Origin of the sequence: Streptomyces hirsutus (assembly GCF_001418415.1) — a bacterium.
Classification (GTDB): domain Bacteria; phylum Actinomycetota; class Actinomycetes; order Streptomycetales; family Streptomycetaceae; genus Streptomyces; species Streptomyces hirsutus.
On record NZ_LIQT01000044.1, the window covers coordinates 25,711 to 48,085 of the forward strand.

The following is a 22,375-nucleotide window of genomic DNA, read 5'->3' on the forward strand; positions in this document are numbered from 1 at the left end:
GATCGCGTGGGTGGGGCAGACTTTCTCGATTCGTCTTTCCGGGGGCCCCTGACGTAGACTGACTCGTCGGCTCTTGTGCACCCGCATGTCTGCATGCACGTCATGCACGTGCGGTGCGCGGCAGAGCCGATCAAGGTAGTCGATTCGAAGGGCGAAGCGTGGCCAAGAAGCAAGGTGCCATCGAGATCGAGGGCACTGTCGTCGAGTCTCTTCCGAACGCCATGTTCAAGGTCGAGCTCCAGAACGGCCACCAGGTTCTGGCACACATCAGCGGCAAGATGCGCATGCACTACATCCGCATCCTCCCTGACGACCGGGTCGTGGTGGAGCTCTCTCCGTACGACCTGACCCGTGGCCGGATCGTCTACCGGTACAAGTGAGCAAGTAGATCTTGCCCCCTCTCCCTGTGATGCGGGGGCACTGAGCCCGGAGAACTTCAATCCCATGAAGGTCAAGCCGAGCGTCAAGAAGATCTGCGACAAGTGCAGGGTGATCCGCCGTCACGGCCGGGTCATGGTCATCTGCGACAACCCGCGCCACAAGCAGCGCCAGGGCTGAACCGCACGATCCACCCTCTGCGCCTTCCCGCAGAACTTCGCGCGACGCGAGCAGTACACGTTCATACGCAGAGCCCGAGCCTTCCGGCTCGACACCCCTGGCTCGGAGGCCGGGGACCCAGTCCGTACCAAATCGTCGAAGCAGGCGAGGACGGCGGTTGGGGGACGGATCTGCGGAAGACCTCCGACAACAAACTGGAGCCATTGAATGGCACGCGTTTCCGGTGTTGACATCCCGCGCGAAAAGCGCGTGGAGATCGCCCTCACCTATGTGTTCGGCATCGGCCGAACCCTTTCGCAGCAGACGCTGGCCGCTGTCGGCGTCGACCCGAACACCCGCGTTCGCGACCTCTCCGAGGAGCAGCTCGTCGCGATCCGCGAGTACGTCGACAACAACGTCAAGACCGAGGGTGACCTCCGTCGCGAGATCCAGGCCGACATCCGCCGCAAGGTCGAGATCGGTACCTACCAGGGTCTGCGTCACCGTCGCGGTCTGCCCGTCCGCGGTCAGCGCACCAGCACCAACGCGCGTACCCGCAAGGGCCCGCGTCGCGCCATCGCCGGCAAGAAGAAGCCGGGCAAGAAGTAGTCCGCAGCGGACACCTGTCCACGGTCTTCGCTGAAGGACCGACCACCTCCCGTAGGAGTTAGTAGATGCCCCCCAAGGGACGTCAGGGCGCTGCCAAGAAGGTGCGCCGCAAGGAAAAGAAGAACGTCGCTCACGGCCACGCGCACATCAAGAGCACGTTCAACAACACGATCGTCTCCATCACGGACCCGTCCGGCAACGTGATCTCCTGGGCCTCCGCCGGCCACGTCGGCTTCAAGGGCTCCCGGAAGTCCACGCCGTTCGCCGCGCAGATGGCCGCCGAGTCGGCTGCCCGCCGCGCCCAGGAGCACGGCATGCGCAAGGTCGACGTGTTCGTCAAGGGCCCGGGTTCCGGTCGTGAGACCGCCATCCGTTCGCTCCAGGCGACCGGTCTCGAGGTCGGCTCCATCCAGGACGTCACCCCGACCCCGCACAACGGCTGCCGCCCGCCGAAGCGTCGCCGCGTCTGATGCGGCCGCGTCGCGTCCGAGTCCTTGATCCGGCGCCACGCAGGCAGTGATTTTTCGGGCGGTACGCTCCGTATACGGGCCGTACCGCCCGTACCCTTGCAGTGCCCGCACTCCTTACCGGGTGCGGTTTCCGTCGGACGTCAAATAGCGGGCGTCCACGAAAGAAGGATCTCCACATGCTGATCGCTCAGCGTCCCTCGTTGACCGAAGAGGTCGTCGACGAGTTCCGGTCCCGGTTCGTGATCGAGCCGCTGGAGCCGGGCTTCGGCTACACCCTCGGCAACTCCCTCCGCCGCACCCTCCTGTCGTCGATCCCCGGCGCCGCTGTCACCAGCATCCGCATCGACGGCGTCCTGCACGAGTTCACCACCGTGCCGGGTGTCAAGGAGGACGTCACCGACCTGATCCTCAACATCAAGCAGCTGGTCGTCTCCTCCGAGCACGACGAGCCCGTGGTGATGTACCTGCGCAAGCAGGGCCCGGGTCAGGTCACCGCCGCCGACATCGCGCCCCCGGCCGGTGTCGAGGTGCACAACCCCGACCTCGTCCTCGCCACGCTCAACGGCAAGGGCAAGCTGGAGATGGAGCTGACCGTCGAGCGCGGTCGCGGCTACGTCTCCGCCGTGCAGAACAAGCAGGTGGGCCAGGAGATCGGCCGTATCCCGGTCGACTCCATCTACAGCCCCGTGCTGAAGGTCACGTACAAGGTCGAGGCGACCCGTGTCGAGCAGCGCACCGACTTCGACAAGCTGATCGTCGACGTCGAGACCAAGCAGGCCATGCGTCCGCGTGACGCCATGGCGTCGGCCGGTAAGACCCTGGTCGAGCTGTTCGGTCTGGCCCGCGAGCTCAACATCGACGCCGAGGGCATCGACATGGGCCCGTCGCCGACGGACGCCGCTCTCGCCGCCGATCTGGCGCTGCCGATCGAGGAGCTGGAGCTCACGGTCCGCTCGTACAACTGCCTCAAGCGTGAGGGCATCCACTCCGTGGGTGAGCTCGTCGCCCGCTCCGAGGCCGACCTCCTCGACATCCGCAACTTCGGTGCGAAGTCGATCGACGAGGTCAAGGCGAAGCTGGCCGGCATGAGCCTGGCTCTGAAAGACAGCCCGCCCGGATTCGACCCCACCGCGGCTGCGGACGCCTTCGGCGCGGACGACGACGCGGACGCCGGGTTCGTCGAGACCGAGCAGTACTGAGAACCTTCCGGGGCTTCCCTTCGGGGAGGCCCCGGATCTCCGACAGGCGACCGCCTGCTCGGATACTGACTCCGGTACCTGATACGGCCGGGGCAGACACCTAGGAGAAACATCATGCCGAAGCCCGCCAAGGGTACCCGTATGGGCGGCAGCGCCGCGCACGAGAAGCTCCTCCTCGCGAACCTCGCGAAGGCGCTCTTCGAGCACGGCCGGATCACCACCACCGAGGCGAAGGCGCGCCGTCTGCGTCCGTACGCCGAGCGTCTGGTCACCAAGGCGAAGAAGGGCGACCTTCACAACCGCCGCCAGGTGCTCCAGGTCATCACGGACAAGAGCATCGTGCACACGCTCTTCACCGAGATCGGCCCGCGGTACGAGAACCGCCCGGGTGGCTACACCCGTATCACCAAGATCGGTAACCGCCGTGGCGACAACGCGCCCATGGCCGTCATCGAGCTGGTCGAGGCCCTGACGGTCGCCCAGGAGGCCACCGGTGAGGCCGAGGCCGCGACCAAGCGCGCGGTCAAGGAAGACGCCCTCACGAAGGACGCGGCCGTCGAGGACGCGAAGCCCGAGGACACCAAGGACGAGGCCGCCGAGGCCCCGGCCGAGGAGTCCAAGGACGCCTGAGGCACTGTCTCGCCGAAGCGGGCCCGCCCTTCCCGGGGCGGGCCCGCTTTCGTATGCCTGAGAGGATCTGTACGTGAGTGACGAAGCGCAGCCCGGACACGTCCGTATCCGCCTGGATCTCTCCTACGACGGGACCGGGTTCTCCGGCTGGGCCAAGCAGGCCGGGGGCCGGCGGACCGTGCAGGGGGAGATCGAGGACGCCCTGCGGACCGTCACGCGGTCCGGGGAGACGACGTACGAACTGACCGTGGCCGGACGGACCGACGCCGGGGTGCACGCCCGCGGGCAGGTGGCCCATGTCGACCTCCCGGCCGATCTGTGGGAGCAGCACCGGGAGAAGCTGCTCAAGCGGCTCGCGGGACGGCTGGCCCGCGACGTGCGGATCTGGTCCCTCGCCGAGGCCCCGGCGGGATTCGACGCCCGCTTCTCCGCCGTCTGGCGGCGCTACGCGTACCGCGTCACCGACCACCCCGGCGGGGTGGACCCGCTGCTGCGCGGCCATGTGCTGTGGCACGACTGGCCGCTCGACGTCGACGCCATGAACGAGGCGGCGGGCCGGCTGCTGGGGGAGCACGACTTCGCCGCGTACTGCAAGCGGCGGGAGGGGGCGACGACCATCCGTACGCTCCAGGAGCTGAGCCTGGTGCGCGGCGCGGACGGGGTGATCACGGCGACGGTGCGGGCCGACGCCTTCTGCCACAACATGGTGCGCTCGCTGATCGGCGCGCTGCTGTTCGTCGGCGACGGCCACCGCGCGCCCGACTGGCCGGGCAAGGTGCTGGCGACGGGCGTACGGGACTCGGCGGTGCACGTGGTGCGTCCGCACGGGCTGACCCTGGAGGAGGTCGGTTATCCGTCCGACGACCTCCTGGCCGCCCGCTCCAAGGAGGCCCGCAACAAGCGGTCGTTGCCGGCTCCGCCGGCCCGGTGCTGCTGATCCCGGGTCCGGCCCGGCTCTCCGCCCCCCTCCTTGCCCGGCTCTCCGCTCAGTTTCCCGCCCCCTTCTCCGTCCAGGTCGTGAGCAGCCCCGACAGGGCGTCCACGACCTCCTGGGAACGGGGTCCTTCGCCGCGGCCGTCCGGGGCGAGTTCCAGGTGCAGGAAGACCGCGTGGTGCTGCTGCGCGGCCTTGCCCTGGACGTTGGAGGTGCCCTCCAGGGGGCAGTGGGCCGACCAGCCCCGGCAGACCCGCAGCCCGTCCGCCTCCAGGCGGTCGGCCAGCGCGGACGCCTCGCCGGGCGCGCTCTGCGCGGCACCGCCGGAGAGGATCGCGTCGTAGCGCTTCGCGGAGGCCTCGGCGAAGCCGTGCAGCTGGATGCCGGGCACCCCGCGCTTCTGCAGCTCCACGACGATCAGGTGGAAGGCGCTGTCCTCGCGGTGGGCCACATCCGCGACGCGGTCACCTTCGTCGCCGTCGCCCGCCCGGCGGTGGGCGCCGGCCAGGACGAGCGCGCCGCCCGGGTTGTCCTCCAGCAGCCGCAGGCCGAGCGACTCGGTCGCCTGGTCGGCGACGGGGTGCGGCACCTGGGCACTCCAGCGGACCGGGGAGTCCGCGTTCAGGTACAGCCGCCCCCACCGCGTGCTCGCGCCCTCGCCCGGGGCGGCGACCTCGTCGTAGCGCCGGCCGGTCGCGGTGTCGGTGAGCCGGGTGACGCGCAGGCCGATCGGGGCGAGGAGTTCGTCCGCCTCCCGCGGGTCCTGGTCCAGGAGCCGTCCGACGCCGCGTGCGAGCCGGTCGCGCTGGTCGGCGTCGGGGGGCGCATAGGGGCCGTCGCGCTTGAAGGTCTTCGTGTACGTGAGGATGCGGCTGCGGAGGTCCACCAGTTCCCGAGATGACGGAACGTTTTCCTCCGTTTTTTCCCCCGTGTTCACCTGGCAACTCGTCATTGTCAGAACAAGTAGCACTAGGGCGATAATTGGAAAGAAACGTGACTGTCTCGTAATGGTAATCGGCGCGGCGGGTGTGTGGACCATGTGAATATGACCGTGTGACACTGCGTAAGTCTCTCCCTAAGGTTCGGGTGGCCGCCACCCTGGTCGCACTGACCGGGTTGCTGGCCTCGTGCGGTACCGCCGACGGTTCGGTGGAGCCCCAGGCCAAGCCGGGAGGGCGTTCGTTCACCGTCGCAGCCACGGGTGACGTGCTCATCCACCCCGAGCTGGTCGAACAGGCGACCAAGGACGCGAAGGCCACCGGCGAGGGAGAGAAGGGGCTGGACTTCGGCCCCCTGCTCGCCGGGGTGAAGCCTGTCATCAGCAAGGCGGACCTGGCGATCTGCCACATGGAAACCCCCGTGGGCAAGCCGGAGGGCCCCTTCGAGGGCTACCCGGAGTTCCTGGTCCCGCCGCAGGTCCTGACGTCACTGAAGGACGTGGGCTACGACACCTGCTCGACCGCCTCCAACCACACGTTCGACCACGGGATGGACGGCGTGCGGCGCACGCTGGACGTCATGGACAAGGTGGGCCTCGGGCACACCGGGTCGGCGCGGTCGGCGAAGGAGGCGCAGGAGATCAACATCCGTGACGTCGAAGGCGTCAAGGTCGCGCATCTGTCGTACTCCTGGGAGTCGTTCCTGAACCCGACGCCCGAGAAGCACAAGTGGGCGTTGAACCGGCTCGGCACCGAGGAGATCAAGAAGGCCGAGGTCCGGGCCCGGGAAAAGGGTGCCGAGGTGGTGATCCTCTCCGTCCACTGGGGGATGGAGCACTACAACGAGCCCGGCGTGCCGCAGCTCCGGATGGCGCAGCGGCTCGCCGAGGACACCGGTATCGACCTCGTGCTCGGGCATCACGCCCACGTCGTCCAGCCCATCCAGAAGGTGAACGGCACCTGGGTCGCCTACAGCCTCGGCAACCATGTGGCCCGGCACTCCTCGCCGACGGGACTCACCGAGGAGGGGGCCCTCGGCTGGTTCGAGTTCCAGGAGACGACCGAGGGCTGGGACGTCTCCGCCCGCTACCGCACCACGCTGGTGGACATCCCGCCGGAGGTGGAGGCCGGGGAGAAGATGCCCGACGGCGCGGTGCAGGACCTCCGGCTGGTGGACGCCCAGCTGATGCTCGACGAGCCGGGCGACCTGTCCGAGGAGCGGCTCGCCCGCTACCGGCTGGCGATCGACCGGACCCGGGGCTTCCTCTACAACCGGGGCGCCCCCGGCGGCGACGGCTTGGAGCAGCTCTCGTTGGAGAAGTGACCGGCCCCACACCCGAAGTCCGCGCCGGGGATACAACCTTGTCAGCGTTTATCAGTCTATTGAGTGACGACGTCGCACGGCCGCGGTCCTGGTGCGCCGGCGTACGCCCGGCATCCGCGTAAAGACCAAGGAAGACCACCGGTGACATCGAGCCATGTCGCGCCGCCCACGGCACAGAAGCGGCGCCGCAGCCGCAGACGGGCGGACATGCCGCTGCTCGGCGGCATCCGCCCGCCGATCGCGGTGCTGTGCGTACTGATCCTCGCCCTGGCCGGGCTGACCGCCCAGGTGCTCGGCCCCGGCAGCGACCCCGTCGTACCGAAGGCCGTGCTCTCCTCCCAGCAGCACTACGCCGAGGACGGGGCGATCGCCCTGCGCGCCTCGATCGACGAGCGGGTCACGGATCTGCGGCGGACCGTCACCGCGCTGAACGCCGGGAAACCTGCCGAGCCCGAGGACGTCCTCTCCGACCTCGGCAGGACGTACCAGAAGTGGACCGGGACCACCGTGGTGGACCTGGAGAGCGGGGACGTGCTCGCCGCACGCGGCGAACGCATCCCGCTCGCCTGGCTGGACAAGGACGTCCTCACCGGAAAGAGCGCCCTCCTCCCGCGCATGGTGCGGCTGGAGACCGGTGACGTCCGGCTGATGACGATGGCCCTCCTCGACTGGAAGGACCGTCCGCAGCAGCTCCTGATCGCCTCCAACAGTCTGTCCGTGCCGCCCATCACGCTCGGCCCGTTCCGCACCATGGCGGTCGTGGCACGCGGCGGCGAGGTGCTCGCCACCGCCGGCTTCGAGCAGTCCGAGGCGCTCAACTCGGACCAGCAGCGCCAGGAACTCGAATTCCTCCAGAAGCAGATGTCCGACCTGTCCGCCCAGGCGGCCGAACGGACCGAGGAACACCCCGTCACCGCCAAGGAGCCCGGTTCCCGCGGCTACCCCGGCGTCAGCGGGACCCTGCTGGGAGACGACTACAACAGCCGCGTCGTCGCCGTCGGATACGCCTCGCTCTCCTCCTCCGACCCCGAGGAGAAGGAGAGCGTCGCGGCGGGCCTCGGCCTCACGGTCGTGGCCATGCTCCCCGCGGTCGCCGAGCAGAGCGGCGCCACCGGCCGGGAGCTGTACGGACTGATCGCGGCCGGCGCCCTGGTGGTACTCGGCCTGCTCGCCGCGGGATTCCTGTGGGCCCGGGTGCAGCGGCCCCTGCTGCGGCTGTTCCTGGAGTCCCGCCGGCTCGCCCGCGGTGACCTCACCCGTCCCGTCGGTGCCTTCCGCGGCGGCGAGGCCGCCCGCATCGGCAACGCCCTGGAACGGCTGAGGGGCCAGCTCGGCGGCTCGGGCGGGCCGAACGGTGCCGGCGGACCCGGTGGCTTCGACGGGGGAGGCGGCGCGAGGCGCGCCGGCAGGACGCGGTTCGGAATCCGGGTGCAGCTCGTGGTGACCGCCGTGCTGCTGCTCCTGTGGTGCGTGCCGGTCGGCCTGCTGCTGAACCGCACCGACGACTCGGTCAGCGTGCCCGCCACCATGGTCAACGACCAGCGCGACCGCACCGACCTGGTGTCCGACCGCGTCCGCCGGGCACTGAACGAGGCCCAGGCGGACCTGGTCTCCACCTCCCGTCTCGTCGACGTCTCCGACCGGGACGCCACCGAGAACGTGCTCGAGGACGCCCTGCGCAAGCACACCCGGTACGGCGCGCTGTACGTCGTCGACGCGGGCGGCGAGGTCGTCGCCCGTGCCGGTGGCGACCCGCACGACTGGAGCGACGGGAAGGACCTGCCGCTGGTCCGGGTGTCCGGGGAGGGCGGCAAGAAGCCGGTGGTCCAGGCCGGCGCGCCCGTACCGGAGGAGAAGGACGTCACGCTGGTCGGCGAAGTGCGGATCGAGTTCCTCAACTCGCTGCTGAAACGTCCCGGCCTCGGTGAGGTCCGCGTGGTGGACGCGAAGGGGCGGACCCTCGCCGCCAGCAACGGCTTCCTCGCCTTCGAGGAGCTGCCCCGCGAGTCCCTGACCGACCTGGTCCGGGCGGCCGGTGTGCAGGTCGGCGCCGGTCCCGTGGAGAACGGGCTCCTCCTGCGCGACGGCGGCAACGTCACCGTCGCGGCCGCGGCTCCCTTCAGCGGCGGCGGTGTCGCCGCCGACGCCGGCTGGACCGTGGTCAGCTGGCAGAACGCCGACCGCTTCCAGATCACCGCGTACGAGCGGGAGGACCGCAGCGTGCTCGCGGGCCTGCTCGGGCTCGCCGCGATCGTGGTCTGCCTGGGCTGGGTGCACCTCGTGGTCGCCCGGCCGCTGCGCGCCCTCGCCACCAGCGCCGAGAAGCTGGCCGACGGCGACCTCAAGGCGGTGCTCTACCCCACGTACCACGACGAGGTGGGAGCGGTCGTCCGCAGCCTCGAACTGATCCGTCAGCAGCTCCAGGCCCGCCGGCAGCAGCAGCCCCGCCGAACCGCCGAGCCCCGACCCGCCGAACCCCGGCCGACCGAGCCCCGACCCGGTGAACCCCGGCTCGGCGCCGGAGGAAGGTGACCCGCCGTGCTCTACCTCTACTGCGCCCTGCTCGTCTGCTGCCTGCTGCTGTTCGTCGCGGGCGTCATCGAGCAGCGCCGGCACTACGCCGCCCTGCACTCCATACAGTCCCGGGTGCTCGTCAACGGCATCCGCGGCAAGTCCTCCATCACCCGGCTGTGCGCCGGCGCCCTGCGCGGCGGTGACCTGACCACGGTCGCCAAGACGACCGGCACGGCCGCCCGGTTCATCCACCCGGACGCGACCGAGGAGCCGGTCTACCGCAAGTTCGGCATCGCCAACGTGGTGGAGCAGATCGGCATCGTCCGTCGGGCCGCCGCGTACCGGCCCGACGCGCTCGTCATCGAGTGCATGGCGGTCATGCCGGCCCTCCAGGAGGTCAACCAGAGCAAGCTGATCCGCTCGACGATCGGCGTGCTGTGCAACGTCCGTGAGGACCACCTCGCCGAGATGGGCCCCACGCTCGACGACGTGGCCCGTTCGCTGTGCCGCTCGATGCCCCAGGACGGCATCTGCGTCACCGCCGAGAAGGATCGTTTCGACATCCTCCAGGAGGAGGCCGACGCCCGGAACTGCAAGCTGATCTACGCGGACCCCGAGATGGTCACCGACGAGGAGCTGCGCGGCTTCAGTTGGTTCACGTTCAAGGAGAACGTCGCGATCGCCCTGGTCGTGGCCGAGCTGCTCGGTGTGGAACGCGAGGTCGCCCTGCAGGGCATGTACGACGCTCCGCCGGACCCCGGTGTCCTCTCCGTGGAGAAGTACGTGACCGAGGAGAACAAGCGGCTGGCCTTCGCCAACGTCTTCGCGGCCAACGACCCCGAGTCGACGCTGATGAACATCAACCAGCTGCTCGACCTCGGCGCCATCCGCCGCCCGCTGAACGTCGTGATCAACTGCCGCCCCGACCGCGTGGAGCGCAACGGGCAGATGGGCGAGATCGTCCCCGACCTCCAGCCGGACAACGTCTTCGTCATCGGGCACCCCGCCAAGAGCGCCATCGACGCCATTCCCGCCGAGTGGCGGGACCGCGCGGTGGACCTGGGCGGCGACCGCCGGGACGCCCACGATTTCATGCCGGAACTGCTCGGCCGCATGTCCGACGGTTCCTCGCTCGTCGCCATCGGCAACATCCACGGCCAGGGCGAGGAACTGCTGGAGTACCTGGCCGAACTCCCCGCGGACGACACGCCCGACCCGGACCAGCCGGCCGGTCCGGAGCAGCAGAGCGACCCGGACCGGCCGGCTCCGGCCCCGGCCCAGGCCGCCGCCGTTCCGGCGCAGCAGGCGCCCCGCCTGGACCCGTTCGCCGCCTACCCGACGGCGTACGAGGAGCGCTACCAGGCCTCCCAGACCCAGGAGATCCCCCTCATCCGCCGCCGCGCCCCCGTCCAGCAGGCGGGACCCCGGGCGGCATCGCAGGCCGCTCCCCAGGGGCAGCCGGGGCCGTACGGGCAGCAGGGCCGGCAGGGCCAGTACGCCCAGCAGGACCGGTACCCGCAGCAAGGCCAGTACCAGCAGCACGCGCAGCACGAGCAGCGTGAGCAGCACGCGGAGCACGAGCAGCGTGAGCAGTACGAGCAGCGGCGCGCACAGCACGCACCGCAGCAGGGGCAGCGCCCTCCGCAGTACGGGCAGCAGTACCAGGAGCACGGGCCCGAGCGGCAAAGCCGGCCGTACTACGACGAGCAGCCCGACGGCGGGCCCTGGTACCCGACCGACGAGGACGGCGGCGGACCGCCTCCGCGTCGCTGACCCACCGCGGGCCGACCGCCCTTCTTCCTTCCGCACACCTGCCCGGAGACCCCGTTGATCACCGCCGCACTGACTCCCGAGATGGCCGCTCTGGGCATCGCGATAGGTCTGTTCTTCTCACTGCTGTGCTATCTCACCACCAACCTGTCGCCCGGCGGCATGATCACCCCGGGCTGGCTGGCGCTCACCCTGATCGAGGACCTGCAGCGCGCGGCGATGGTGGTGGGCGTGACGGCCCTGACCTACGCGGGCACCAAGGTGATGCAGCGACTGGTGATCCTCTACGGCAAGCGGCTGTTCGCCGCGGTCGTCCTGCTGGGCGTGCTGCTCCAGGGCACCGTGATGATCGTGCTCTCGCTCGAGTTCCCGCTGCTGTACGGCAACCAGACCCTCGGGTTCATCGTGCCCGGTCTGATCGCCTACCAGATGGTGCGCCAGCCCAAGGGGCCCACCCTGCTGGCCACCGGCACCGTTTCGCTCATGGCCTACATCGTCATCGCCGCCGGCCTGCTGCTCGGCGTCATGCCCACCGTCTGACAACAACCGAGGAGCATTCCGATGGCAGGGAAAGGGAAGAAGAAGACGCGCCACATCGTCCCCGGACTGGTGGTGCTCACACTCGTCGGGGCCTCCGGCTACCTCACCGTGGAACTGCGCAAGCAGGAGACGCCCGGGGTCACCGAGGTCCGCAACGTCGGTGTCCTCGACGGCACCGGCGGGTCCGGGGGCGGGGCGGACGACAGCAAGGCGACCTGGTCCCGGCTGGAGAACCCGGCGCGCTCGGTGCTGCGCGGCGGCGACGGGCAGATCGTGGCGGTCCTCACCGACGGGTCGCGCACCGCGACGCTGACCGGGAAGGCCCGCACCTTCCAGGAGCCGGCCGCGACCAAGTCCAAGGTGTCCACCCGGGACTGGGTCCGGCTCCTGCCCGAGGAGTGGAAGAAGGGCGCGGAGAAGGAACAGTGGTTCAAGGACTGGTACGCCGAGAACAAGGACAGCGAGGAGGACGACCTCTTCGCGTTCGCCTTCCAGTACGTGGCCGGCGCCCCGGACAAGAAGGACGAGCAGGGCACGCTCTACGCCGGTGACGCCGACTTCGGCCCGCTGAACACCACCGGCGCGGAAGGCGGCGACCTGCGCCTGGAGCAGTCCGACTTCTACGACTTCCTCGGCGTCCAGTACCCCTTCCGGGACGGTGCCGTCGGGACGCCGGAGGCCATGCGGGCCAGGGCCCTGGACTGCTCCGGCTTCATCCGCATGGTGCTCGGCTACCGCGCCCGCTACCCGCTGATGTCCCTGGACAGCGCCTCCGGCGACGGACTGCCGCGTACCGCCAACGGCATGGCCCGCTCCAAGCTGGGCGCCGACGTGCTCCCGCTGACCGGCGTGTCCGCCGAGGACCGGCCCGCCAACATCGACCAGCTGCAGCCCGGGGACCTCGTCTTCTTCAAGCTCGACGCGCGGACCAAGGAGCGGCTGGACCACGTGGGCATGGTGCTCGGCTACGACACCGAGGGCCACCTGATCTTCGTGTCCAGCCGCGAGGAGGTCAACGGCCCGACCATCGGCGACATCGGCGGTGTCTCCCGGCTGGACGGCAACGGCTACTACGCGAAGACGCTGCGCAGCGCGAAGCGGCTGTGAGGCGCTGAGGGAACGAAGCACCGAAGCACCGAGCCGGGTCCGGCTCGGTGCTTCGTCGTCCGAGGAGTGGGCCGGGCCGTCGTCACTCCTCCGCGGCGGCCGAGGCCTGGGCCTCGCCGCGGCGGAGGATCTGACGGAAGGTGAACTCCGCGAGATCGTTGCCGGTGGAGAAGACGGCCTTGTCCTTCTCCGTCACGTTCTTGGCGGCGGTGAAGCCGGAGAGGGTGAAGTAGGCGTAACGGCCGTAGGAGTTGGTGGTCGACCGGCAGACCGCGCCGTCGCAGAACTCCTTCACCCCGCCGCCCGCGAGGGACTTGATGATGCTCTTGGCGTCGGCCTGCTGCTTGGCCTTGGCCGCCTGGGCCTCGGTGTCGAAGACGGCCACGCCCACCGTCACCGCGACGTCGTCCTTGGTGTAGGTGACCCGGAGCAGGCGGCTGCAGCCGTTGTCCGTGAGGACCTTGGGCAGTGTGGCCTTGGCGGCCGAGGCGCAGTTGCGGGTGTCGGCCGTCGGGCCCTTCTTGTACACCGTGTCACCCATGGTGAGCTGCGTGCCCGGGAAGAGGACGTCGGGGCCCAGCGGCGCCCGGTCCTTCTGCGCGCTGGAGACGAAGTCCTTCGGGTCCAGCGGCGGCGGCGCGCTCGTCGGGGCGAACGACGGGACCGTGCCGGTGGGGCTCGGCAGGCCGGCGGTCGCCGGCAGCTGGGAGGACGGGTCGGAGGCCTGGTTGCTGCCGTTCGCCGAGACGACGGCCACCGCCACGGCCGTGCCGATCGCGGCGGTGGCGATCGCGCCGCCGCCGATGAACAGCAGCCGCCGTCGCCTGTGACGTGTCTCGGACGCCTCGGCGAGCGCGGCCCAGTCCGGTGCCTGGCCGCTGCCGCTCCCGCCCCCGCTGCTCCAGGGCTGCTGAGACTGCGGTTTCCAGGGATCCCACTGCGAAGGAGGTCCCCCCTGCCCATAACTCATGGGGCGCATCTTAGACGGGGAGCGGGGTGCACCGGCCCGCCCCAACCCCGCGCGCGGTCCACGCCGTTGCCCCGCCCGAGGGGCAAAAGCGACAACTCCGGGTGGTTGGTGCGAGCCGCGCGGAGGGCCCGGCGTACGAGGGGGGACAGGCCCGGCGAACGGGAGAGGGACGGGTGGTGGCGAACGCCTGTAGAGTCGGTGTGGCCCACGCGCGGCGGACTCGTTTTGACCCGTCCGGCCGAGCATGGGTATTCTGCATGTTTGTTATGTGTATTGGCTTGCTCATTCTCACGTGAGGGGCCCTTACACCGGTCCACCGGGCCGATGACCAGCGACCTGCACGCGGTATGCGTCACCGCGGTGCGGTCAGGGCTGTCGTGATCGTCTTCGGTGACCATGTCAGGACCACTCACTGAAGAAGCGAAGGCTACGAACCGTGCGTACGTACAGCCCCAAGCCCGGCGATGTGACGCGCCAGTGGCTCGTCATCGACGCCCAGGACATCGTCCTGGGTCGTCTGGCCTCCACTGCGGCCTCCATCCTGCGCGGCAAGCACAAGCCGATCTACGCCCCTCACGTCGACACCGGTGACTTCGTCATCATCGTCAACGCCGACAAGGTGCACCTCTCCGGCAACAAGCGGACCCAGAAGATGGCGTACCGCCACTCGGGCTACCCGGGCGGTCTGCGCTCGGTCCGCTACGACGAGCTGCTGGCGAAGAACCCCGAGAAGGCCATCGAGAAGGCCGTCAAGGGCATGCTCCCCAAGAACACCCTGGGCCGTCAGATGCTGTCGAAGCTGAAGGTCTACTCGGGCGACCAGCACCCGCACGCTGCGCAGCAGCCGGTGCCGTTCGAGATCACCCAGGTCGCGCAGTAGTTCCGGCCACCCCCTAAGACTGAACAGAATCTGAGGAGCATCGTGGCCGAGACCACTGCCGAGCAGCCGCTCGAAGAGACCGAGACCGACATCGACATCGACAGCTACACCACCGAGTCCGAGGTGCCCGTCGAGGGCGAGTACACCTCGGAGTCCATGGCGTCCCGCTTCGGCGAGCCGCAGCCGGCCGCCGGCCTGGGCCGTCGCAAGAACGCCATCGCCCGCGTCCGGATCGTTCCGGGCACCGGCAAGTGGAAGATCAACGGTCGCACCCTCGAGGACTACTTCCCGAACAAGGTGCACCAGCAGGAAGTGAACGAGCCCTTCAAGGTGCTCGAGCTCGAGGGCCGCTACGACGTCATCGCCCGCATCGCGGGTGGCGGTGTCTCCGGTCAGGCCGGTGCGCTCCGTCTCGGTGTCGCCCGTGCGCTGAACGAGGCGGACGTCGACAACAACCGCGGCGCGCTCAAGAAGGCCGGCTTCCTCCGCCGCGACGACCGTGCGGTCGAGCGCAAGAAGGCCGGTCTGAAGAAGGCCCGCAAGGCCCCGCAGTACAGCAAGCGCTGATTGCAGCTGCTCCTGCATGTACTCCGAACGCCCCGGCGGCACGCCACAGTGCCGCCGGGGCGTTCGTTTTCTCTCCACGGCGGGCGTATAACGACACAAGGCGCTCGACGGCTAATCTGATCGGATGGCCGGGGAGTGCTTGCCTCGGGATGCGGAAGCCGCACACGCAGCGCGACCGTCGAACGAACACCTCACTTGCGCCCCTGGGCCGTGGCCTGCGGGCCAAGGGTCATGCCCGGTACCTGACGTCCCGCGTCCGGTGCCTGGCGTCCGATGCGGTGCCCGGGTCCTCGGTCCGCGGTCCGGCATCACGCCCTCGCGACATCACGCTCGATATGACTTCCGATACGACTTCCGGTACGGCATTCGATACGGATTTCGATACTGACGCTTCTCAGGAGGACAAGTGGGACGACTCTTCGGCACGGACGGCGTGCGCGGTGTCGCCAACGCGGACCTGACGGCCGAGATGGCGCTGGGCCTCTCCGTGGCCGCCGCGCACGTACTGGCCGAGGCGGGCACGTTCGAGGGGCATCGGCCGACCGCCGTGGTCGGGCGTGACCCGCGGGCGTCCGGGGAGTTCCTGGAGGCCGCCATGGTCGCCGGACTGGCCAGCGCCGGTGTGGACGTGCTGCGGGTCGGCGTGCTGCCGACGCCCGCCGTGGCGCATCTGACCGGAGCACTCGGCGCCGACCTCGGTGTGATGCTGTCCGCGAGCCACAACGCCATGCCCGACAACGGCATCAAGTTCTTCGCACGCGGCGGCCACAAGCTCGCCGACGAGCTGGAGGACCGGATCGAGTCCGTGTACGAGGAGCACCGCACCGGCGCTCCCTGGGACCGCCCGACCGGCGCCGGCGTGGGCCGCGTGCGGGACTACGAGGAGGGGCTCGACACGTACGTCGCCCACCTCGTCGGCGTCCTGCCGAACCGGCTGGACGGCCTGCGGATCGTCCTCGACGAGGCGCACGGCGCCGCTTTCCGGGTCTCGCCGGAGGCGTTCGCGCGGGCCGGGGCCGAGGTCGTCACCATCGGCACCCAGCCGGACGGGCTCAACATCAACGACGGCTGCGGCTCGACCCACCTGGAGCAGCTGAAGGCCGCGGTCGTCGAGCACGGGGCCGCCCTCGGCATCGCGCACGACGGCGACGCCGACCGCTGCCTGGCCGTCGACCACACCGGTGAAGAGGTGGACGGGGACCAGATCCTCGCCGTGCTCGCCCTGGCGATGCGGGAACGTTCCGCACTGCGTTCCGACACCGTCGTCGCGACCGTGATGTCCAACCTCGGGTTCAAGCTCGCCATGGAGCGCGAGGGCATCCACTTCGTGCAGACTGCGGTCGGCGACCGGTACGTGCTCGAGCAGATGAAGCAGCAGGGCTACGCCCTCGGCGGCGAGCAGTCCGGCCACGTCATCGTCCTCGACCACGCCACGACCGGCGATGGCACGCTCACCGGCCTGCTGCTGGCCGCGCGCGTCGCCGAGACCGGGCGTCCGCTGCGCGAGCTGGCGTCGGTGATGGAACGGCTGCCGCAGGTGCTCATCAACGTGCCCGACGTGGACAGGACCCGGGTGCAGAGCTCCGGGGAACTCGCGGTGGCCGTGACGGAGGCCGAGCGCGAGCTGGGGGAGACCGGCCGCGTGCTGCTCCGCCCCTCGGGCACCGAACCGCTGGTCCGCGTGATGGTGGAGGCCGCCGACATCGACCAGGCCCGCTCGGTCGCGGGACGCCTGGCGGACGTGGTGAAGTCGGCGCTGGGCTGACGGAGCGGGTGGCCGCCGTCCGGCGGTGCCGGCCCGGCGGTCACCGGTCGGCCGCGCACCGGGTGGACGGATGCGGGACGAATGGATGTGGGACGGACGGATGCGGGGCGGCGACGGCGATCGCCCCGCCCTCGGGTCACGACCGGTGTCCCGTCCCCGAGGTCACAGTTTGCGCAGGCTGAGGCGCTGGACCTTGTGGTCCGGGCCCTTGCGCAGGACGAGGGTGGCCCGGCCGCGGGTGGGGGCGATGTTCTCCACCAGGTTGGGCCGGTTGATCGTCCGCCACATCGTTCCGGCGTAGTCGAGGGCCTCCTCCTCCGAGACCTGGGTGTACTTGCGGAAGTACGAGGAGGGGTCCTGGAAGGCGGTCGCGCGCAGCTTGCGGAAGCGGTTGAGGTACCAGCGCTCGATGTCCTCGGTCCGGGCGTCCACGTACACGCTGAAGTCGAAGTAGTCGGCGAGCCCGACCCGGGTGCGCCCGTCCTTGCCGGGCAGCGCGGGCTGCAGGACGTTGAGGCCCTCGACGATCAGGATGTCCGGGCGGCGCACGGTGAGGAGTTCGCCCGGGACGATGTCGTAGATGAGGTGGGAGTAGACCGGGGCCGTGACCTCGTCCTTGCCGGCCTTGATGTCGGCGACGAAACGGGTGAGCGCGCGACGGTCGTACGACTCGGGGAAACCTTTCCGCGACATCAGACCGCGCGCCTGGAGCTCTTTCGTCGGCAGCAGGAAGCCGTCCGTGGTGACCAGCTCGACGCGCGGGTGCTCGGGCCAGCGGGAGAGCAGGGCCTGGAGCAGCCGGGCCACCGTGGACTTGCCGACGGCCACGGAACCGGCGACCCCTATGACGAAGGGCGTGCCCGACTGGGAGCCCTGCTCGCCGAGGAAGGTGTTCAGCGCGCCCCGGAGCCCGTCGGTGGCGCCGACGTAGAGGTTGAGCAGCCGGGACAGCGGGAGGTAGATGTCCCGCACCTCGTCGAGGTCGATGACGTCACCGAGCCCGCGCAGCTGCTCCACCTCGTCGGCGGACAGCGGCAGCGGCGTCTTGTGGCGCAGCGCGCTCCACTCCGCACGGGTGAGGTCGAGGTAGGGAGTCGCCTCCGGCCGCTGCCGCTGGGCGCTCCGGGACGTCGTGGAGACCGGTGAGATCACAGTCCATTGTTAACGGAGTTTGAACGGGATGGTTCGTGGGCTGCGTCACGCGGCGAGGGGGAGTGGAAGGAAACCGAGGGGGGTTGCGAGAAGTTGCCTACCCCGTGTCCGGTTTTCTTTGCACCGTGTTTAGCATTTCGTAGCGGCCAGGGTCGCCGTCGAGTCCATCAGCCGCAGCAGCCGGGGAGTGCCGTGTGAAGCGCATTCTGATCCGTTCCGGGAAGAGCCCGCTCCGCGTGGCCACGCCGACGGAGTTCATCCACCAGGATCTGATCGGGACCAACACGGGCAATCTTCTCTTCAGCGACTCGGCCCACAAGATGCTGTCCGCGCCGGACACCGACGTCGTCTCGAACGGCATCCGCACCGATCCGTCCGCCCGGCGCGCGGCCGAGATCAACGAGCAGTACGAGGCCTTCGTCGTGCCGCTGGCGAACGCCTTCCGCCCCGCCTTCCAGGCGTCCCTGGACCGGCTGTCGGCGCTGGTGGAGCAACTCACCATCCCCGTGGTCGTCTTCGGCGTGGGCGCCCAGACCGGGGCCGACTACGACACTGGGCGGCTGAGACCGATCGAGGCGTCGGTGAAACGTTTCGTCTCCGCCGTCCTCGAGCGGTCCGCGTCGATCGGGGTCCGCGGCGAGCTCACCGCCCGCTACCTCACCGACCTGGGGTTCCCCGCCGACCGCGTCGACATCATCGGCTGTCCGTCCATGTTCCTGTACGGGGACACCTTCCCGGCCGTCCGTGCCGTCGAGCTGACCGCGTCCTCGCGCATCGCCGTCAACCTCTCCCCGGACGCCCTCCCCGTGGGAGACATCGCCGGTCTGGCCCGTCACGCGTCGGAGCGCTACCCCCACCTGCTCTACTACGCGCAGAACCTCGCCGACGCGGAACTGCTGTTCTGGGGCGACCTCACGCCGGAGACCGGCGTCGAGGACCCGTTCCCGCTCCAGCTCAGCCACCGGCTGATGCGCGAGAACAAGGTGCGCATGCCGCTGGACCCGGCCACCTGGATCGACGAGCTGCGCGGCCACGACTTCGCCTACGGCACCCGGATCCACGGCAACATCGCCGCTCTGCTGGCCGGTACGCCGAGCGTCGTGCTCACCCACGACTCGCGGACCCTCGAACTGTGCCGTTACTTCGACATCCCGCACGTCCCGATCGACTCGCTGTCCGCGGACACCGACCCGCGCGACCTGTACGAGGCCGCCGACCACTCGGCGATGATCAAGTACCACGGTGAACGGTTCGAGCGGATCGTCGCTTTCCTCGACCGCAACGGCCTGCGGAACACGTACACCCACGGCGACCGCGGCGCGGCCTTCGACGCCCGTCTCGCCGTCCTGGAACTGCCCGCCTCGATGCCGGTCTGGGACGGCTCGGACGACGGCCACATGCGCTACCGGGTCAGCCGGCTGCGCGAGCGGATCGCCGTCGCCAACACCCGGATCGACAAGCGCGTCCGGGAGAACAAGGAACTGCGCACCCGGCTGGCCGCCGCCGAGGAACGGGCGGACGAGACCGGTCGACGGCTCACCGCCGCGCAGAAGGAACTGGCGGCCACCCGCAAGCGGCTCGATGCCCTGGAGCGCCGCATCGGCGGCATCGAGAAGCGCGCCATGGTCCGGATCGGCCCCGCCGTCCGCCGCCGGGTACGCCGCATCCCGAAGCCCGGCGAGTCCAAGCCGGGCGAGAAGGGCTGACCGGACCGGACCGGGCCGGCGGGTGGACGAAGCAGGATCACGTGACCGTCACGGTTCCCCTACGAATGATCCTTCGATGATCATTTGTGAGAGGGCTGTGTCTATATTCCGTGCACTGCGCAGCGGATTCCTCCGCGCCTTCGAAGAAAGAGTTTTCCCACGTGAGAACCACCGCCGTCCGCCGTTCCGCTCTCGCCGCCTCCGCCGCCGCACTCGCCCTGCTCGTCACCGCCTGCGGTGGCTCCGGCGACAGCGACAGCGGCAAGGGGGACGAGGGCAAGGCGGACTCCTCCGCCGCGCCCGCGGCCAAGGCGCTGACCGCGGCCGAGCTGGAGAAGGCCGCGCTGGTGCAGGCCGACATGAAGGACGGCAAGGTGGTCACCAAGGTGCCCGCTACGGACGACCTGAGCGCCGACAAGGTCAAGGCGGATGACGAGGCGTGCCAGCCCCTCGCCAACCTGCAGGTCGCGGCCCCGGTCGGCTCGCCCGCCGCCACCGTCAAGCGGTCCTGGACCGGTGAGGCGAAGAAGCCCGCCGAGGGTACGGACCCGGCGGAGGCCCTGCTCGCCGGCCTCGACGTGGACAAGGTCCTCGTCACGCTCGCCTCCTACGAGGACGGCGGCGCCGAGCAGGTCATGAAGGACGTCGACGCCGCCGTCGAGAAGTGCGCCAAGGGCTTCACCTCCACCGCCGCCGGCGAGAAGATCGAGTTCCTGAAGGTCGCCAAGACCGAGGGGCCGAAGGGCGCCGACGAGTCCGTCGAGATCACCGTGACGATGGCCGCCGATGAGGGCGTCGAGGCGCCCGTCAAGATCGTCGTCGCGCGCACCGGCGCCACCGTCACCGGTTTCTCGGCGGCCAACTTCGGTGCGATCGCTGCCGGCGAGGAGGCCCCCTTCCCGACGCAGATCTCCGACGCCCAGCTCGCCAAGCTCGGCTGACGCACCCCTCCGTTCCCACCGGTGCCTCGCGCACCGGTGGGAATTTCCGATTCCGGGCACGCGGCGGCCCTTTCCGGCGCCTGACGGATCGTAGGCTGCCGGGCATGTGCGGAATCGTGGGTTACGTGGGGCCGCAGTCGGCGCTGGACGTCGTGACGGCCGGACTGAAAAGACTGGAGTACCGGGGCTACGACTCGGCGGGCGTGGCCGTCCTCGCGGACGGCGGGCTCGCCACGGCGAAACGGGTCGGGAAACTGGTCAACCTGGAGAAGGAACTGGCGGCCCGGCCGCTGCCCACCGGGGCGACCGCCGTCGGCCACACCCGCTGGGCCACGCACGGCGGCCCCACCGACGCCAACGCACACCCGCATCTCGACAACGCCGGCCGGGTCGCCGTCGTCCACAACGGCATCATCGAGAACTTCGCCGAACTGCGGGCCGAACTGGCCGAACGTGGCCACGACCTGGCCTCCGAGACGGACACCGAGGTCGTCGCCCACCTGCTCGCCGAGGAGTTCTCCTCCTGCGCCGACCTCGCCGAGGCGATGCGCCTCGTCTGCCGGCGGCTGCTCGGCGCCTTCACCCTGGTCGCCGTCCACGCGGACGCGCCGGACGTGGTCGTCGGCGCGCGCCGCAACTCGCCGCTCGTGGTGGGCGTCGGCGAGGGCGAGTCGTTCCTCGCCTCGGACGTCGCCGCGTTCATCGAGCACACCCGCTCCGCGATCGAACTGGGCCAGGACCAGGTGGTCGAACTGCGCCGCGACAAGGTCACGGTCACCGGCTTCGACGGCGCACCGGCGGACGTCCGTACGTACCACATCGACTGGGACGCGTCGGCCGCGGAGAAGGGCGGCTACGCCTCCTTCATGCTCAAGGAGATCGCCGAGCAGCCCAGAGCCGTCGCCGACACCCTGCTCGGCCGCATCGACGGCTCCGGTGCCCTGTCCCTGGACGAGGTGCGGATCCCCCCGAAGGCGCTGCGCGAGGCCGACAAGGTCGTCATCGTCGCCTGCGGGACGGCCTTCCACGCCGGGCTGATCGCCAAGTACGCCATCGAGCACTGGACGCGGATCCCCTGCGAGGTCGAGCTGGCGAGCGAGTTCCGCTACCGCGATCCGATCCTCGACCAGCAGACCCTCGTCATCGCCGTCTCCCAGTCCGGCGAGACCATGGACACCCTGATGGCCCTGCGGCACGCGCGGGAACAGGGCGCCCGCGTCCTGGCCATCTGCAACACCAACGGCTCGACCATCCCCCGCGAGTCAGACGCCGTCCTCTACACCCACGCCGGCCCCGAGGTCGCCGTCGCCTCGACCAAGGCCTTCCTGACCCAACTGGTCGCCTGCTACCTGGTCGCCCTGTACCTCGCCCAGGTCCGGGGCGCGAAGTACGGCGACGAGATCCGCGCGGTCGTCCGGGACCTGTCCTCCATCGCCCGCTCGGTGGAACGGGTCCTGGAGACCATGGAGCCGGTACGGGAACTCGCCCGCACCCTCGCCCACAAGAGCACCGTGCTGTTCCTGGGCCGGCACGTCGGCTACCCGGTCGCCCTGGAGGGCGCGCTCAAGCTCAAGGAGCTCGCCTACATGCACGCGGAGGGCTTCGCCGCGGGAGAGCTGAAACACGGCCCGATCGCCCTGGTCGAGGACGACCTGCCCGTGGTCGTCCTCGTCCCGTCACCGCGAGGCCGGTCCGTCCTCCACGACAAGATCGTCTCCAACATCCAGGAGATCCGCGCCCGCGGCGCCCGCACCATCGTCATCGCCGAGGAGGGCGACGACGAGGTGACCCCCTACGCCGACCACCTCATCCGCATCCCGCC

At 69.9% G+C, this 22,375-nt stretch carries 21 protein-coding genes; 18 read left to right on the forward strand and 3 right to left on the reverse strand.

Translation table 11 applies throughout. The features are described 5' to 3' along the window. Positions 1-158: 158 nt before the first annotated feature. The 7 genes from infA (at position 159) to truA (ending at position 4,382) form a co-directional block, all read left to right on the forward strand. Positions 159-380, forward strand: coding sequence for a translation initiation factor IF-1 (gene infA / locus AOK11_RS03735; protein WP_003948620.1), 222 nt, complete (start codon positions 159-161; stop codon positions 378-380). Between the two features lie 64 nt (positions 381-444). Next, the gene (rpmJ, locus tag AOK11_RS03740) at positions 445-558 is read left to right on the forward strand and encodes a 50S ribosomal protein L36 (protein ID WP_003974245.1); all 114 of its coding nucleotides are present in this window, start codon (positions 445-447) and stop codon (positions 556-558) included. A 207-nt stretch (positions 559-765) separates the two neighbouring features. Further along, positions 766-1,146 carry a 30S ribosomal protein S13 gene (gene rpsM / locus AOK11_RS03745; protein WP_055592178.1) on the forward strand — a complete coding sequence of 127 codons (381 nt, stop codon included), beginning with the start codon at positions 766-768 and terminating at the stop codon, positions 1,144-1,146. Between the two features lie 65 nt (positions 1,147-1,211). Next, positions 1,212-1,616, forward strand: a complete 405-nt coding sequence (gene rpsK / locus AOK11_RS03750; protein ID WP_003956432.1) for a 30S ribosomal protein S11 — start codon at positions 1,212-1,214, stop codon at positions 1,614-1,616. A 176-nt stretch (positions 1,617-1,792) separates the two neighbouring features. After that, the gene (locus AOK11_RS03755; RefSeq protein ID WP_042165128.1) at positions 1,793-2,815 is read left to right on the forward strand and encodes a DNA-directed RNA polymerase subunit alpha; all 1,023 of its coding nucleotides are present in this window, start codon (positions 1,793-1,795) and stop codon (positions 2,813-2,815) included. Between the two features lie 114 nt (positions 2,816-2,929). After that, complete coding sequence (gene rplQ, locus AOK11_RS03760) at positions 2,930-3,445, forward strand: 50S ribosomal protein L17 (RefSeq protein ID WP_055592179.1); 516 nt, start codon at positions 2,930-2,932, stop codon at positions 3,443-3,445. Between the two features lie 73 nt (positions 3,446-3,518). Next, on the forward strand, positions 3,519-4,382 hold the full coding sequence (gene truA, locus AOK11_RS03765) for a tRNA pseudouridine(38-40) synthase TruA (protein WP_055592180.1): 864 nt from the start codon (positions 3,519-3,521) through the stop codon (positions 4,380-4,382). A 49-nt stretch (positions 4,383-4,431) separates the two neighbouring features. Here the strand turns inward: truA and AOK11_RS03770 are convergent, their stop codons facing one another. Next, on the reverse strand, positions 4,432-5,265 hold the full coding sequence (locus AOK11_RS03770) for a hypothetical protein (protein WP_055592181.1): 834 nt from the start codon (positions 5,263-5,265) through the stop codon (positions 4,432-4,434). Positions 5,266-5,465: 200 nt separating this feature from the next. Between AOK11_RS03770 and AOK11_RS03775 the strand changes: the two genes are divergently transcribed. From AOK11_RS03775 to AOK11_RS03795, 5 genes are all read left to right on the forward strand, one after another. Continuing rightward, positions 5,466-6,641: a CapA family protein gene (locus AOK11_RS03775; RefSeq protein ID WP_055592182.1), complete on the forward strand. Its 1,176-nt coding sequence runs from the start codon at positions 5,466-5,468 to the stop codon at positions 6,639-6,641. Between the two features lie 207 nt (positions 6,642-6,848). Next, positions 6,849-9,173, forward strand: a complete 2,325-nt coding sequence (locus AOK11_RS03780) for a HAMP domain-containing protein (protein WP_055592183.1) — start codon at positions 6,849-6,851, stop codon at positions 9,171-9,173. Between the two features lie 6 nt (positions 9,174-9,179). Beyond that, complete coding sequence (pgsB, locus tag AOK11_RS03785) at positions 9,180-10,928, forward strand: poly-gamma-glutamate synthase PgsB (protein WP_055592184.1); 1,749 nt, start codon at positions 9,180-9,182, stop codon at positions 10,926-10,928. A gap of 54 nt (positions 10,929-10,982) precedes the next feature. Then, positions 10,983-11,465 (forward strand): poly-gamma-glutamate biosynthesis protein PgsC/CapC, encoded by a 483-nt coding sequence (locus AOK11_RS03790; protein WP_055592185.1) that lies wholly within the window; start codon positions 10,983-10,985, stop codon positions 11,463-11,465. 21 nt (positions 11,466-11,486) lie between these two features. Then, the gene (locus AOK11_RS03795; RefSeq protein WP_055592186.1) at positions 11,487-12,572 is read left to right on the forward strand and encodes a C40 family peptidase; all 1,086 of its coding nucleotides are present in this window, start codon (positions 11,487-11,489) and stop codon (positions 12,570-12,572) included. Between the two features lie 82 nt (positions 12,573-12,654). On the opposite strand, the gene AOK11_RS03800 is transcribed toward AOK11_RS03795, so the two are convergent. Beyond that, positions 12,655-13,542: a hypothetical protein gene (locus tag AOK11_RS03800; protein WP_055592187.1), complete on the reverse strand. Its 888-nt coding sequence runs from the start codon at positions 13,540-13,542 to the stop codon at positions 12,655-12,657. Positions 13,543-13,978: 436 nt separating this feature from the next. On the opposite strand from AOK11_RS03800, the gene rplM reads away from it, so the two are divergent. The 3 genes from rplM to glmM all read left to right on the forward strand — a co-directional run bounded on the left by rplM (position 13,979) and on the right by glmM (position 16,754). Further along, a complete protein-coding gene (gene rplM / locus AOK11_RS03805) occupies positions 13,979-14,422 on the forward strand; it encodes a 50S ribosomal protein L13 (RefSeq protein WP_055592188.1) in 444 nt (147 codons plus the stop codon). 42 nt (positions 14,423-14,464) lie between these two features. Continuing rightward, positions 14,465-14,989: a 30S ribosomal protein S9 gene (gene rpsI / locus AOK11_RS03810; RefSeq protein ID WP_055592189.1), complete on the forward strand. Its 525-nt coding sequence runs from the start codon at positions 14,465-14,467 to the stop codon at positions 14,987-14,989. 406 nt (positions 14,990-15,395) lie between these two features. Continuing rightward, a complete protein-coding gene (glmM, locus tag AOK11_RS03815; RefSeq protein WP_055592190.1) occupies positions 15,396-16,754 on the forward strand; it encodes a phosphoglucosamine mutase in 1,359 nt (452 codons plus the stop codon). Positions 16,755-16,916: 162 nt separating this feature from the next. On the opposite strand, the gene coaA is transcribed toward glmM, so the two are convergent. Further along, a complete protein-coding gene (gene coaA, locus AOK11_RS03820) occupies positions 16,917-17,906 on the reverse strand; it encodes a type I pantothenate kinase (RefSeq protein WP_055592191.1) in 990 nt (329 codons plus the stop codon). Positions 17,907-18,100: 194 nt separating this feature from the next. On the opposite strand from coaA, the gene AOK11_RS03825 reads away from it, so the two are divergent. The 3 genes from AOK11_RS03825 to glmS all read left to right on the forward strand — a co-directional run. Continuing rightward, positions 18,101-19,612, forward strand: coding sequence for a polysaccharide pyruvyl transferase family protein (locus tag AOK11_RS03825; RefSeq protein ID WP_055592192.1), 1,512 nt, complete (start codon positions 18,101-18,103; stop codon positions 19,610-19,612). Positions 19,613-19,773: 161 nt separating this feature from the next. Continuing rightward, positions 19,774-20,553: a hypothetical protein gene (locus AOK11_RS03830; protein WP_055592193.1), complete on the forward strand. Its 780-nt coding sequence runs from the start codon at positions 19,774-19,776 to the stop codon at positions 20,551-20,553. Between the two features lie 104 nt (positions 20,554-20,657). Continuing rightward, a partial coding sequence (gene glmS / locus AOK11_RS03835; protein WP_055592194.1) for a glutamine--fructose-6-phosphate transaminase (isomerizing) occupies positions 20,658-22,375 on the forward strand: 1,718 nt, incomplete at its 3' end.